The sequence below is a fragment of the Candidatus Moraniibacteriota bacterium genome (assembly GCA_016699795.1).
In the GTDB taxonomy this organism is placed as follows: Bacteria; Patescibacteriota; Minisyncoccia; order Moranbacterales.
This window is the reverse complement of record CP065011.1, coordinates 562,735-578,155: the sequence shown is the minus strand read 5'-3', so window position 1 is coordinate 578,155 and position 15,421 is coordinate 562,735. Positions and strand designations below refer to the sequence as shown.

Annotated in this window: 6 protein-coding genes; 1 reads left to right on the top strand and 5 read right to left on the bottom strand. The window is 37.7% G+C overall.

Features of this window, described 5'->3' with window-relative positions:
- Positions 1 to 166: 166 nt before the first annotated feature.
- The 4 genes from tadA to IPN70_02790 all read right to left on the bottom strand — a co-directional run bounded on the left by tadA (position 167) and on the right by IPN70_02790 (position 12,070).
- A complete protein-coding gene (gene tadA / locus IPN70_02805; protein QQS61823.1) occupies positions 167 to 3,220 on the bottom strand; it encodes a Flp pilus assembly complex ATPase component TadA in 3,054 nt (1,017 codons plus the stop codon).
- Positions 3,221 to 3,425: 205 nt separating this feature from the next.
- Positions 3,426 to 8,345: a fibronectin type III domain-containing protein gene (locus tag IPN70_02800; GenBank protein ID QQS61822.1), complete on the bottom strand. Its 4,920-nt coding sequence runs from the start codon at positions 8,343 to 8,345 to the stop codon at positions 3,426 to 3,428.
- On the bottom strand, positions 8,332 to 10,782 hold the full coding sequence (locus IPN70_02795) for a hypothetical protein (GenBank protein ID QQS61821.1): 2,451 nt from the start codon (positions 10,780 to 10,782) through the stop codon (positions 8,332 to 8,334). Before IPN70_02795 ends, IPN70_02800 begins: the two co-directional genes overlap by 14 nt.
- A 157-nt stretch (positions 10,783 to 10,939) precedes the next feature.
- The gene (locus IPN70_02790) at positions 10,940 to 12,070 is read right to left on the bottom strand and encodes a hypothetical protein (GenBank protein QQS61820.1); all 1,131 of its coding nucleotides are present in this window, start codon (positions 12,068 to 12,070) and stop codon (positions 10,940 to 10,942) included.
- 367 nt (positions 12,071 to 12,437) lie between these two features.
- Between IPN70_02790 and tsaE the strand changes: the two genes are divergently transcribed.
- The gene (gene tsaE, locus IPN70_02785) at positions 12,438 to 12,911 is read left to right on the top strand and encodes a tRNA (adenosine(37)-N6)-threonylcarbamoyltransferase complex ATPase subunit type 1 TsaE (protein QQS61819.1); all 474 of its coding nucleotides are present in this window, start codon (positions 12,438 to 12,440) and stop codon (positions 12,909 to 12,911) included.
- On the opposite strand, the gene IPN70_02780 is transcribed toward tsaE, so the two are convergent.
- Positions 12,853 to 15,420: a lamin tail domain-containing protein gene (locus IPN70_02780; protein ID QQS61818.1), complete on the bottom strand. Its 2,568-nt coding sequence runs from the start codon at positions 15,418 to 15,420 to the stop codon at positions 12,853 to 12,855. The genes tsaE and IPN70_02780 overlap by 59 nt on opposite strands.
- Position 15,421: the final 1 nt, after the last annotated feature.

The window sequence follows — 15,421 nt, the reverse complement described above, 5'->3', positions numbered from 1 at the left end:
CCTCAGGTGGGAACTTTTCTTTCAAGGTCGGCTTGGTGCTGAGCTGGGCCAAACCTGAGAACTGTTCTTAACTCCTTTGTCGATAGATGGGGGAGATCTTCCGCGGATTCTCACATGAGGAAATCTTCCAGAGCATCCGTATATATCATACGGATGCTTTTTGTTTTTATAATTCCGTCACACGACGAACATCTTCCAAACTTGTTACTCCAGAAATAGCCTTATCAATACCATCAACCACCATTGGTATCATTCCATTTTCAATAGCGATTCGACGAATTTCATAAATCGATCCTCCTCTCATAATAATATCTCGGAAGGCTTCGTCTTTCATATCGAATCCTTCACTAATCATAGCCATTCCGGAATAGCCGATTCCTCGACATTTTTTACATCCAACAGGTTCGTATACATGAGAAAAATCTGGCATTGTTTTTAAGTTTATAACTTTTGCATACTGCGAATAAAAAGCGTACATATCTCGTTGCTCCTCCTCTGTCGCTTCTCTTTGTCGCTTACATTCACACAACGTCCTCACAAGTCTTTGAGCCATAACGAAATTAATAGCACCAACAATGTCTTGAGGGGAAACTCCCATATTCAATAATCGTTGTATAGCTGAGGGAGCATCATTTGTGTGCAATGTTGAAAAAACTAAATGACCCGTAAGTGAAGATTGTACCGCCATAGTTGCCGTTTCTCCATCACGAATTTCTCCTACAAGAATGATATCGGGATTTTGACGAAGAAGTGCTCGAAGTGCTACAGAAAAGCTATACCCTTTTGATTCATCTGTTTGTGTTTGAAGTACTCCACTTATTCTATATTCAATAGGATCTTCCACAGTCATGATTTTTCTATGTGGTTCATTGAGTTTGGAAAGAATACTATAAAGCGTTGTTGACTTACCCGACCCCGTTGGTCCTGTAGTAAGGATAACACCATTGGGAGTCTTCATTGCTTCTTCAAGTTTTTGTTGAGTTTCTTTTCTCATACCCAAAGAAAAAAGATCCTTCGCTTGAGCTCCGATATTAAGAAGACGAAGCACGGCGGTTTCTCCATAGCCTCCCAAAATAATTGAGACACGAACATCGATTGACTCCGTATCCAAAGAATTTTCCAATTCCCTTTTTATAGTAAACCGACTATCACGAAGTCCTGCGAGTTCCTCTGTTTTTATACCAGAAAGAAGTTTTATTTTACCCAAAAAAACTGGGTAATGACTCATAGGAAGATGTGCCACCGATTGCAATACACCATCTATACGAAAACGAATATTTACATCAGCCTCTTCTGGTTCAACATGAATATCTTCTGCTCCAAGAGATACTGCATACGAAACAATTCTCTGAAAAAATTCTTCTGAAGGGGCGGTTTCTATATGTGACTGAAAGCTTGAAACTGTACTAACGGCATCCTGAATCTCTTTGTGCATTGTGTAGGGTATATAAAGAGCTCGGTTAAGATAACTCATCATTAATTTTTCATATACATCTTCAAGAAACTGAAATTGTCCTCCCACTCTCCACACTTCTTCCATAGAAGTAATACCCTCAACAGCCTTAAGAATACCATCTTGCGTCATAGTAATCATTCCATCCTCAATAGCAGCTGTTGTAATTTCCATTTCTGAAGCTAATTCCTCTATTTTTTGCACAATACCCTCTGTTACAAAAAGTATTTCAAAAATTCCTATTCTTCCTTTATATCCAGTATAATTACATTTCAAACAACCTTTTGGTCTATAGAGGACTTCCAATGACGCTGGGATTGCCACACTAGCTTTTGGTGAGATAAGAGCGATGATTTTTGTAATCATTTCTTTTGTTTTCTCCGCAGGAGCATATGATTCCCTACAGTCTAAACATAATTTTCTAACCAAACGTTGTGCTATAAAAGCATTTACAGAAGATGGTATGAGTGATGGTTTTACACCAAGATTAATAAGTCTTGGTATAGAACCCGCAGCACTATTTGTATGCAAAGTAGAAAGAACAAAGTGTCCTGTAAGAGCTGCTTGAATAGCAATATTTGCAGTATCATCATCACGGATTTCTCCAACAAGAATAATATCAGGATCTTGACGAACGATAGAGCGTAATCCTGTTGAAAAAGTATAGCCATCTTCTTTGGAAACGTTCGTTTGGGATATGTTTTTTACTTCATATTCCACAGGATCTTCTATGGTTATTATTTTTACCCCCGGTTCATTGAGTTGTTTGAGAATACTATAAAGAAGTGTTGTTTTTCCTGATCCGGTTGGCCCTGTCGTTATAACCATTCCACTCGTTCTTTTCATCTGTTCTTGTAGTTGCTCAAAAGCATAACCACGAAGACCCAATTCTGCTATATCCAAAAAAACACCCTTCTGATCCAAAATACGCATTACCAACGTTTCTCCAAATCGACTCGGTAATAAACTTGCTCGAATATCAATACGATGTTTTGTAATGCCTGTTTCTTGATTATTTACTTCGAAGGAAAAGTGTCCGTCTTGAGAACTTTTTCGAATATTTAATTTCATGTTTCCCATCATCTTTATACGAGAAACAATGTATTTATATGATTCAAATGGAAGTATTCCAATATCTTGTAAGACACCATCCAAACGATAACGCATACGAACACCTTCATCTTGGGGCTCAAAATGAATATCACTTGCCCTCAGAGAAACAGCACTTGCAACCACAAGAGAAAGTGTTTGCGTTGTTGTCATGCTAAGGATATTTTTTTTGAGTGCCAGTATATCAGAAAACTTTTTTTGCAATGCAGAAAAATCATCAGCAGAAAGATCGAGCTTCATGTTGTCAATGCTCTCAAAAAAAGAGAATTTCTTATATCGCTCATGTAAACGTATGAGGGAAGTTTTTGATACAATATGCCACAAAACTGTCCATCCATTCTCATCAGCTATTTCTTGAACAACTTTTTTTGCATTTTCATTATCTAGTCTCGTCAAAACAGCATAAATTACATGAGCTCTTCGCAAAAATATTCCCGTTTCATTTTCCAACGCCATCTTTACAGACATAAGTCGGACATAGTCGGTATTGATTGGTATAATATTAAGGTCCACATAAGGAAAACCTAGACTTTGAGCTAATAAAGAGGCTTGCTCTTCTTCGCTCCGACTCCGCATCTTTTCCATGACCTTTTTAGCAAGGAATGTTCGCTCTTGTCGTGTATCATCTTTTGCCTGTCCGCGAATAACTTGAACCATACGCTTTATATTCTATTTTTTTGAAAAAATAACCTAACCTGCAAGAAAAGTATTTCTTTCTTCCTAAAGTATATCTCATTTTTATAAAACGATAAAGTTTCTATACGGTTTCTAAAAAAATAAGAAATCCTCAAGTTCTAATGGATCAAATAGACCCCCACCTTCACAAGGGAAACAAGAGAGAAAGGATTCATTCTCTCCCCTCCTACCCTCCCGTCCAAGCAAAGATTTCTTTGAAGTTCTTTATGATGAGTTCTACAACAGATTCTTTTGTTTGTGGTGTAAGGGTGATGTAGTCTTTGGTTATGGTTTCATTCCCACTCAGATCTTTTACTATGACTTTGTAAGAGTAGAGAGTTCCTGGTTTCCAAGAGGTGAGTACAATGATGTGATTCTTTGTTGGGGAAGAACTTACATTCACTGTTTTTTCTTCTCCTGCTCTTCCTTCTTTGTAGATGAGGGAGGAAGAAGCATCTTCATCTGTTTGCCAGTTAATAATCATTTGTACTTTTCCGTTTTGTGAAAGAGCGGAGTCGGTAGAGACTCTTTCTACTGTAGGAGAAGTTTCATCTTTTTGCATAGTGAATTCTATCTCATCAGAGAGAGTTTCATTTCCCATATCATCTCTGACTCGTACAGTAAGAACGTAGTTTTCTCCAGGAGTGAGTTCTTTGAGGGTGAGGGAGTGAGTTTGGAGGAGGGAGGGATTTCCTTCACTCTTTTGATCTTCTTCTTTGTTTTTGTTTTTGTAGGTTACAAGAGAGTCGGTAAGAGTATCAGTAAGGAAGTTTACTTTTGCTTCTCTGTCTGAAAGAACTTCTATCTTGATTTCTTTGATTTGTGGTGGAGACTTTGGTTCAAAGGTAGAGTCGGAAGAAGAGAAGAGATTTTTTGATTCATCTTCTCCTTTTACTCGGAAGTGGTAGGTAGAGTTTTCTAAAAGATTGTTTATGATAATTTCATGATCTTTTTTGAGTTCTTCACTTTTTCTTGTTTGTCCATAGTTTTCTGTGTTTCCATATTCAACAATAGAGGTAGTGGGAGTGGAAGTTTTCCATGTGATAGTTGTTTCCCCTATTTGTTTGGAAGAAGCTTTAATGGAAGAGATGGAAGAAGGAGATTGCGTTTGGAAGGTTTGTTGGGAGGAGGTGCCTATGTTTCCGGCGGTGTCGAGAGAGAGGGCGGAGTAGTAGTATTTGGTAGATGGGATGAGGCCTCGGAGAGTTACGGAGTGGGAGGTGGTGTAGTTTTGGAGGGAGGAGTTGACTGTGTCGTCTATTGACCCAGACCCGAATTCCTTCGTCGTCCCATACCTCACCTGTGAGTTTGAAACTTCATCCGTCTCCCAACTGACGACTGCACTCTCTCCTGTAATGTCTTTGACTTTGACTCCTGAGATAGAGGGAGGAGTAGATTCTGCTTGTTCACTTCCACTGTCTACTTGTTTGAGTTTTGTTGTGAAGCTTTTTTCTTCACTCTCTATGAGGGTTCCAAGATTATCTTCACAAAGAAGTTTGTAGAAGTAGGTTGTGTTAAAGATGAGTCCTCCAAGATGCAGGGAATGGAGTGTGTCATAGATTCCTGTCGCTTCTGTTTGAGGAACTTCTTGGTAGTTTCTTGATTGGGTTCCATATTCAAGGATGCAGTTTGCTGCTTGATCCGTCTGGAAGGTTATGACTGCTTTTTGATCAGTGAGTACTTTAGGAGGATCACTGATAGTATGAATCTTTGAAAGAGGTGCATGATTGTATTCTGGATCTAAGGTTGTTTTCATTGTTTGTATATCACTCTGTGATTCGTTTTGATTGATATCTTTAACACTCACTTGATATTCATACTCTGTATCAGGAGTAAGAGTATCGAGTACCCTGTAGTGAGATCTATCGTATGTTGTTCCTTGTTCTGTTTGTGTGAAGGTAAGGCTTCCTTTTTTTCTGTACTGAAGGAGGAAGGATGCTTCTTCATCTGTGTTTGCTGTAATAACTGCTTTGTCATTTGAGATAAGAGATGTTTGAAGATTCGTTATGGTAGGAGGTGTTTCGTCGAGTGTTGTAGAGAATTGAAAATAGTTTCCTCCATTATTGTCATTGGCAATGTTTCCTTGTGAGTCGGTGGAGGTAACGTAGAAATAGTAGGTGGTTCCTTGAGTAAGAGCATCTAAGGTTACTTGATGATTTTTTGTAAGAACACTTGATCCGGAGAGAGTGATAGGATCGATAAGAGATCCATTCTTGTTTTCACTGTAATGGAGTACAGAGTCTGCAGGGACATTCGTATTCCAGAATATGGTTGCTTGTGTGTTAGAAGCACTTGATACCGCTACACCACTGATAGAAGGTCCAGGATTCGTTGTGACTTCATATCCATTGCCATTATTGTCATTGACTCCGGTATTGCCTTGAGGATCAGTAGAGGCAACTCTAAAGAAGTAGGGAGTGTTTGGTGTGAGGTTGGTAAGAGTGACTCTATGAAGTCCTGATTGTGCTTGGGTGTCAGCATAGGTAGAGACTCCTGTTTGTTTGGTATAGGTGTTGGGAGTGGTTGCATATTCTACACGAGAGTCAGAGAGTTCATCTGTTTCCCATGTGATAGTTACGGTTGTGGTGTCTTTAGATTCTACGGTTACGTTTTGTAGAACAGGAGGGGTTTGATCTGATCCTCCTCCACCTTCTCCGAAGTCTTGAATACCATTTGCTTTCATCGTAACGGTTTGTGAGAAGAAAGAAACATTTCCTGGTGTGTCTGTTGTCTTTGCTTTGTAGGTGTAGAGAATGTCTGGTTGTGGGGTAGCATCAGTAAGGAAGTTTGTTGTTCTTGAGGTTATGATATTTTGAAGCGTATAGGTAGTAGCGTCATCACTTCTATAGAGTTTGTAGTTTCCGAATCCTGTTGGAGGTTCTTCTATTGTTTTGAATCCTACGAAGGCTCGGTATTCTGGAGGGGTAAGAAGCATATTACTCGTATCTTGAGAAATGACTCGTGTAGGAGTTTCTGGAGTAGTTGTGTGTATGGTTTGTGTTTCATTCCCGTATTGATCTTTGAAGCGAGTATAGACAATGTCGGGATCAGTTTCGAGTTTTATTGTTACCGTTGCATTAAAAGGTTCCCAAGGAGAGTTGGTAAGGTTTTCGTCAAGAGAAATCTTCATCTGTGTTGGAGAGTCATCACTGACTCCAAGAGTAAGAACAGATGTGGTGGAGGGAATGGTGAGGTCTTGAGTGGAAGCATCAACAAGGAGGGAGGGATTGGTGGGAGTTTTTGTATCGAGGGTAAAGGTATTTGATTCAGCTCGTGCGATATTATTCGCTCCTTCATTGTCACTTACGGTTACACGGATTTTTGCATTGGTAAGATAGAAAGATTCACTTACGAGAGAAGGAGTCCAGGTAGCACTGTGTGTTGTGTACGTATCTTGATTCACTGTTTTGTTTTGTATATCTTCGGGAGCTAGAGTATTGGAAGCGATATTGATCCAACTACTTCCATTGTAGTATTCAAAGCTCGGAGTAACTATTCCTGGAGTATTGGTTCCGGTATTGGTATCTTCATCTTTTGTTTCGTACGTGATAGTTACTGTTTTATCAGTATTGGGAGTAGTGGTTACATTTTGAATCATAGGGAAAGCATTCACAACATAGCCTACTTTTACATCATCGACTTGAGGTTGAGAAAGAAGGTCAGGAGAAGAAAGATCTACTTTGTATTGAAAGAAGCGATCTTCAAAGATATCTTTCATATCTTGAGGGATAGCACTGGCTGTGCAACTTACCGTTGTATTGTTTTTTGTACAATGTGTAGTAAGAGAAGAGGGAGTAGATTGTGCTATTTGTATCCAGGGGGAAGAAGAAAGATTTCCTTTCGTTCCTGCAGTTTTGAGAGAAAGAGTTACTGAAGAACCTGTTGGGAGTATTTCATTTTCTTTCCATTCTATTGTTCCCATGACATTAGCATCACTACTGGAATCAAATGCTGAAGAGATAAGAGAACCAGCAAGGTATCCAGATTTAAGTGAACCTGCGCTTCCATCAGTTGCAGGTGCGGTAGCTCCTTTTGTTCCTCCGAGTGTTTGAATCGTTTGATTGGTAAATGTTTTGTTTTCATAGGCATAGGCGATTCTTCCTCCTCCCCCTCCTCCTCCACCACCTTGTCCCGCCCCACCATTGGCTTGAAGCTTTCCACCGTTTATGGTGAAGTTTTTTGCATAGAGTATGTTTATAGATCCTCCTGATCCTCCTCCACCATTGGTGAGTCCAGCGCTACCGTTACTGGATATGGTTCCATAGAGGTTGAGATTGTTATTCGTTCTGATTCGTATATCTCCTCCTCCTGTTCCTCCTGTAGACTTTCCTCCTCCACTTCCAAGATCTTCGGGAACAAAGTCATTTCCATAGGTGTTAGGGGAAGTTGCTCCATCACTACTATTTCCTCCTCTTCCTCCATATGTTCCTCCTGATCCATATCCAAGAGAGCCTGTTGTTCCTGCTCCTGTTCCAAGAGTAGGAGTGTAACCTTTCGTGTTGGTGTTTATGGATGCTCCTGTACCACTTACTCCATGAATAGTGAGATTGGTAGAAATGAGAGTTCCTGTTCCATTGGCTACTATGTGTGAGGTGTCAGTAGAAGAGTTAAGAGTTCCTATGGTTATGTCTCCTGTAGTGTTAAGAGTGGTTCCTGTAGGAATGGCAAGAAGTCCTTTGTTTTTTACAATGATGTTTCCAAGGGAGAGGGAGTTGTTGGTGAAGTTGTCTTGGGGGATGAGGGTTTGGACGGTAGCTGTTTGATTGTTATTGTCTATGGTGAGGGTGCCATTGTTGGGGCCTTGAGAGGCAGTTTCAGTGTAGATAGTGCCGGCTGCTGCGGTTCCACAAGGAAAAGCTCCACATCCTGAGGGTCCTCCAAATACCTGCATTACAATCGACCCAAAATCATTTCCTGAAGTAAGTTTAACGGCGATGCGACCACCACTGCTTCCGCCAGCATTAGAAATCATATTTGCCTTTAAAGATCCTGAACCACTTATGCTTCCAGTAATTATATTAATAGATCCTCCTGTGCCTGTATTACTTGAAGATCCAGAATTTGCTGTTACTGAGCCAGAAATAATTACTGATTCAGCAACATTCAAAACAATAGATCCCCCCCCCTGAATTATTATTCCCTCCAGTTCCTAAATTAACTGGATTATAAAGAGATCCGTAAACAAATCCGCCACAATCCACTATATTATTTCCTCCATATGAAGCAGTAAAAGTATTATTGTATTTACAAATTCCCGGTCCATACCCCGCCCCATATCCCCTCCCATCCACATTAATCTTTCCTCCAATTTGAACATCGAGATTTCCTCCGACATCCATGAAGAGTCTATGGGTTTCTGCATTTGTGTTTGCTGTGTGGGTAAGATAACCATTGTTGGCAATAGTAACATTTCCGGTAACGGTGAATTTATTTGTGGGAGAACCATTACTTACAGTAAGTGTAGATGTTGTAGATCCCCCACCAAGAATAAGATTTCCATTTATAGTTTGTGGAGCTGTAATGTTTAGGAATATTCCATTTACGGTAACTGTTTCGGGAGTTAAAAGAGTTCCTCCATTTACATTGATTCCACTTGTTCCGAGTCCATCATTGGTAATAGTTGCATTAGTAAGATCAAGAGTGGTTCCTGTGGGAACACTAATTTGCCCTTTGTTTCTTAGAACAAGATTTTTAATGGTCCATGTTTGGGTAGATGGAATTACAGTAAATACAGATGATGCTCGATTATTATTATCAATAATCACCGTTCCATTTCCTGATCCTTGACTTGCGGTTTCGGTATAAATAGTTCCAGTTGCTGTTCCATATGCTTGCATTGTAACCGATCCAAAGTCATTTCCACTTGTAAGTTTTACAGCAACGCGACCACCTCCACCATTAGCACCACCTCCATTCGCCTTTATCACTCCCGCACCTGAAAAAGTTGTTGTTGAAATATTTACAGACCCTCCAGATCCAGCAGAAGCACCCCTATCAGAACCTATTGTAGTTATGGAGCCATTTAAAAAAACAGAGCCGGTAACATTAAGAATGACAGAGCCAGCTCCACTTATAGAAGTCCCTCCACTCCCAATATTTTCAGGATTTAAGTAAGACCCATATGTTATCCCCATAGTTCCTCCGGTAGCACTTTGTCCTCCATAAGATCCCCCATATGTACCAAATCCTGGACCACCACTATACCCCTTCCCATCCACATTAATCTGTCCTCCGGTTTGAACATCGAGATTCCCATTAATCGTAAGATTCATTTTATAGAGTTCGGTACTTCCATTAGCACTATGAGTCATATATCCTCCGGATTTGACGATAATATCTCCATTGAGTGTATGAGGAAGATCTGCAATAAGTGCCCAGTTTTCAATATTGAGCAATCCTTGGGGAAGATCGAAGGTTCCTCCTCGAAGAGCAATGCCACTATCTATTGCTGATGATCCAGCAAGTCCGGTTACAGAGTTGGGATTGTCAAGAATAAGAGTCGTTCCTGTGGGGACACTAATTTGCCCTTTGTTTCTTAGAACAAGATTTTTAATGGTCCATGTTTGGGTAGATGGAATTACAGTAAATACAGATGATGCTCGATTATTATTATCAATAATCACCGTTCCATTTCCTGATCCTTGACTTGCGGTTTCGGTATAAATAGTTCCAGTTGCTGTTCCATATGCTTGCATTGTAACCGATCCAAAGTCATTTCCACTTGTAAGTTTTACAGCAACGCGACCACCTCCACCATTAGCACCACCTCCATTCGCCTTTATCACTCCCGCACCTGAAAAAGTTGTTGTTGAAATATTTACAGACCCTCCAGATCCAGCAGAAGCACCCCTATCAGAACCTATTGTAGTTATGGAGCCATTTAAAAAAACAGAGCCGGTAACATTAAGAATGACAGAGCCAGCTCCACTTATAGAAGTCCCTCCACTCCCAATATTTTCAGGATTTAAGTAAGACCCATATGTTATCCCCATAGTTCCTCCGGTAGCACTTTGTCCTCCATAAGATCCCCCATATGTACCAAATCCTGGACCACCACTATACCCCTTCCCATCCACATTAATCTGTCCTCCGGTTTGAACATCGAGATTTCCTCCGACATCCATAAAGAGTCTATGCGTTTCTACAGAATCATTAAAGGGATGCGTAAGATACCCTTTATCAAGAATCGTTACATTCCCCGTAACAATAAATTTGTTTGTAGGCGATCCATAAGAAAGCGTAAGAGTAGAAGTTGATGCTCCTCCTCCAAGAGTAAGAGATTGTATAGTAATGGTTCCACCATTTACATCGAGTGTAGGTTGATTCGTTCCTGTGTAATTTATAACAACATCATCTGTGCTTGTAGGAACAGTTCCTGTATTCCAGTTCGTTACTGTAGTCCAAGCAGTGCTTGTTGTTCCTGTCCAGGTTACAGTGGAAGCATGAGTAGGAGAAGAAAAAGAAAAAAAGAGAAAAAGAAAAATCCCAGAGAATACAGGGAGGGAGAAGTGAAGAAATGATTTTTTTTTAAACTTCTTTCTCACATCTATTTTTTTCGTTTTTTAGAGATATTTGAATACTTGTATCCTACCACTTTTTTTATTTTTTTGAAATAGAATATTTTTTCGTTTACATTCTTCTCTTTTTCTTTTTTAAATAGCCCTAAAATATAAATTTTTATGAAAAATTCTTAGAAAAAATCTAGAGAGTTTTTATCTTTTCCAAAAGATTTTTTTGCACTTCTTCTGTGTATTTTTCTTTGCAGTGAAAAACATAATAGTCTCCCAAGGTTGCTCCCGGGATAATAAGATTGAGTTTCATATACATATTTTTATCTTTAGCCCGAAGAATTCCCGAAAAAAATCCTTCTTCATTAGCATATAAAAGTAGAATACAAGAAGCTGACGAAGTATAGCTTCGAATACGCTCCATAATAGCAGGAAGATCTTTAAAACTTGCCTTACTCTCAGAAAAGTCTTTCATTTCAATCATAGCCCATATCATAGACAAAGACTCTTCCCATTGAAGTTTGGCTAGAACTTTTCCCAATAATTTAAGAAGAGAAAAAGATTGCTTCTTATAAAGATTTCTCACAATCTCATGCTGATCAGCTCCTTTATCTATAAGAAAAGATGCGAATTGAAGTGATTTTGGCGTCGTCACACTTGATTGAAAACTTTCCGTTCCACAAATAATTCCTGCCAAAAGGCATTGTGCTATTTCTTCGGAAATATAATTCTTCTTTGCTCGAGAAAGAAGGTTAGTTATTAATTCTGAAACACTCGAAGAAGTAACTTCTACAATGTTCGTTTGAGCATATTGTTCATTATCAGAACGAACATCAATATTTATAAGAGGTACTTCAAAAAAAACATCTGCATTTTCCTCATAAAGATTTCCGAGAGATTCTTTATCCCGAACACCCAGAAGAAAAATCCTGTCATATTTTATATCTGTTGGTATAAAAGAAAAATCTCGAGGGTCAATTGATCCCTTCTGTGGAGTAAGATAAATACGAAATTCTCCATCACTTTGTTCCGTTCGAACATTTCCAATAGGATTTCTTGTTGTATTAAAAATGAAAACAAAATCTCTTACACCCAAGAGATTATGTCGTATTTCTTTTGGACAAGAAAGAAAATCAAAATTAAAAGCAGAATCAAATGTTTGAGAGTAAACAAGAGAAACTTCCTTTCCTAATCTTTCTAAAACCAAAGAAAGAGCACGTCCAGCACAGATACTATCGCCCGAAGGATTTTCTGGGAGAACAACAAGAGGATATTTCGATCCCTCTAAAGCAGAAAAAAATTGAGTATCAGTATCAAGTGCCATAATTATAGAAAGAAAATGAAAAATCTTAACTCAGAAACACCCTTTTTACCACCACTATCTTTCCGTTTCCCCTTTCGAACAAAGTTTTCAAATTGTATAATTACATTCTTATTTCTATCTCAAAAAAATATTTTTTTCTTCCTTTTCAGCTTTTTGAGAATAAACAAGCGGAGGGTTAGTGTACGAAAAGAGAGTCTTATTGTCAAACAACACAAAATGATATAAAAACATTTTTATTCTCATTTTTTATCCTTTTTTTATATCCATAAAATAAAGTGTTTATTGCCAATCTTCTTTCTGTAAATGAGAGTTAATAATAGTCCTGTGAAGGCTTTTTCTTTTTTTCACAGTATGCTAAAGTTTTTTTATGAAACTCTATAGAACAAATTCCGTTGAAGAAACAAAAGATCTTGCCCAAACCTTTTCAAGGACACTTTCAGGGCAAACACTTCTTTGTCTCGAAGGAGGTCTTGGTAGTGGAAAAACTACTTTCACACAAGGAATCCTTTCTTTTTTCAATGCTGATCCTCCCTATACCAGCCCTACTTTCTCCCTTATCAAAGAATATCCTCTTTCAAAAAAGAAAAATGGTATTTCTTTTTTGTATCATATCGATGCGTACAGAATACAATCGTCCGACATTCTCAATCTCGGATGGGAGGAAATAATACAGAAACCTGAAACACTCATACTTCTCGAATGGCCAGAAAATATTTCTTCTGTACTGAACAAAAAAGCTCTTTTTCTTTCTTTCGTATGGGAAAGTGACTCGACAAGAAGCATTACCCTTCCAAACATGCCCCCCAAAGACATCGAGTCCACCACGAATGTTGTTTTATAAGACCACCTCTTGTAAAAACAAATTGATCACCTCTTTTGTCTACATATTTCTTTTCTTCATATCCCAAAAGATGTCTCCTTTTTTCGTATTCCAAAATAAATATTCCTTTATAAAAATATCGTTCTCTCTCAATTGAAGATCCCAAAACAAATTCTTCTTTTTCCTCTACGACAGATTCTTCTTTAGACAATACTTCTTTTCCTTTTTCTTTCGATATCCACCCCCATAAACCAGAAGAAAATTGATAGGTATCACCTTCATTTATTTTCTCCTTTTCATACGAAACAGTATGAGCAACTGTTTGATTTGGCCGACGAAGTTCAATTATTCCTGAAGAGTTTCTCAAGGAAAAAGAACTTTGCGTTCGATATATTTTCTCTGTTTTTCCAGGTTCAATCTTTACAACATCACGAAGGGGATGATTGACAAGTTTTTTTGCATCAGCTCCTGTAGCAATAGACCAGAAAGACAAATCAAGTGTTTTTTCATCTTCATTTATAATTTCTATCCACTCATTATCGGTATCACGTCCTGCAGGATTTGGAACAAAGGCTACTATTTTTGCCTTAAATTCAGGATATTTAGAAATAACAAGGGACTTCGAAAAAACAACTTCTTCTATGCCATCATTTACATATAAAGATACTTCGTATCTTCCTTTCTTTTCATATATATGAGAAGTATTTTCTAAATAGCTCTTTTTTCCATCTCCAAATTCCCATCGGTATTTTATTTCATCTCCATCCTCATCTTTAGCATGAGCAGAAAAAAGTGTTTTCATATGAACATATCCTTTTTTTGGAATATCCTTTTCTGAAATTTTAGGAAGATTATTAAATTTATTTTTCTTTCCAGGAGTAAGATGTGCACTTTTTCTCCATTCATTTTTTTCATTTCTATTCCAACTTATATTCTTTTTGGTATTTTCGTATGTCACAAAATCAATTTCGTAACCAGTAGCATCTTTGAGAGAAATTTTTTCTTTTGTGTTATTGAGGGAAAATTTAAATATATTTCTAGAAAAAGAAAAGTATTCGCCCGAAGCAATACGAGTTCCTTGAGGAAAAATATATTCAACACCCGATGTGTCCTGAATTCCCCAATAAGAAATATCAATTTCTTTGTTATCAAAATTATAGAGTTCTATATATTCATTTTTTGCTTCATCCCCATCAGGATCTGGTAAAATTTCATTCAATCGAATCTTTACGTCTTTTTGATGAAGAGGAAAGATATTTTTATCGTGAGGACTTGTGTAAGGTGTTAATTTCCATTCTTTTTTTTCTTCATCGAAAGAGAAAGAGAAATCTTTTTTTGTCTCTTCATACAAAGTAGAATCTACTTCAAAATCAGCAGGATCCAAAAGATATACTGTTTCTTTTCCACTATCATTTAAAGCAAAAGAAAAATCCTTTCTATAAAAAACTTTATATTCGTTTGGAGTTATTATTGTTTGTCGTGGAAAAACGTATCCTGTATCAGACGCATCTTTTAATGACCAATATCCTATATCCACAGCACTCTTTCCGAAATTATATATCTCAATAAATTCGTTATTTTCTTGATCTTCTGAAGGACTTGGCATTATCTCGTTTAATCGAATAGTTGGTTCTTGTATTTTTTGGGGAAAATTATTTTTTTCTCCCTTTGTTACAAAAGGTGTTTCTCGCCATTTTTCTTCATCAAAAGACCAACTTTTTCCTTTGTGAGAATCTTCGTATTCAAACGTATCCACAGATCCTTCACATTTATCGATAAGAGAGATTTTTTCTTTTGTATTATTGAGAGAAAGGCCAAAAGAATCCGCTCTATATTCACCAGGAGCAAGAATTCCTGATAAAGCCTTTTTCTCGACAGCATCACTCACAAACCATCCTGAAAGATTAATTTCTTTTTCTCCATAATTATACAGTTCTACAAATTCATTTTGATCTGATTCTGGATCTGGTAAAAGTTCTTCTAATCGAAGCGTTCTTTCACCCAAAAAACCAGAAAAATTATTTTCTTTCTTTGGAGTTTCATTGCAAACCCATTTCCATTTTTCCCCATCAAAGGCGCTTGTGTACTGATTACTTTTTTCAAAAAAATAAGAATCTATTTCATCTTCTTCTTTATTTTGAAGAAAGATTCTATTTTCATACGTTAGAGTATTTCCATTTTTTGCATCTGCACCAAGAGAATCTGCATAATTATTATCTTTATTTGCCCAAAGAAAAAATTCTCCTGGTTTGAGAATATATTCCGAACTAAAGCTATAAAGTGAGTATTCTTTTTTACCTGAAGTTTCTTTTCGCAGTGACCACCCCTTTAAATCAATCGATTCTTTTCCAAAGTTATATATTTCTACAAAATCTTCATTTGATTTTCCCGTCCCTCCTGTAAGACGAACTTCATTTATACGAAGAGAAAAAATTTCTTTTTCCTCAGCATACACACAAGAATTTCCCAAAAATAAAAAACAAAGAAAACTTATTCCAAAAATTATCCTTCTCTTTTTCTCCCGTCTCATC

Excerpts from the sequence above, each read along its gene's own strand:
- tadA (QQS61823.1), bottom strand. The coding sequence starts at position 3,220 with ATGGTTCAAGTTATTCGCGGACAGGCAAAAGATGATACACGACAAGAG.
- IPN70_02790 (QQS61820.1), bottom strand. The coding sequence starts at position 12,070 with ATGGCACTTGATACTGATACTCAATTTTTTTCTGCTTTAGAGGGATCG.
- tsaE (QQS61819.1), top strand. The coding sequence starts at position 12,438 with ATGAAACTCTATAGAACAAATTCCGTTGAAGAAACAAAAGATCTTGCC.
- IPN70_02780 (QQS61818.1), bottom strand. The coding sequence starts at position 15,420 with ATGAGACGGGAGAAAAAGAGAAGGATAATTTTTGGAATAAGTTTTCTT.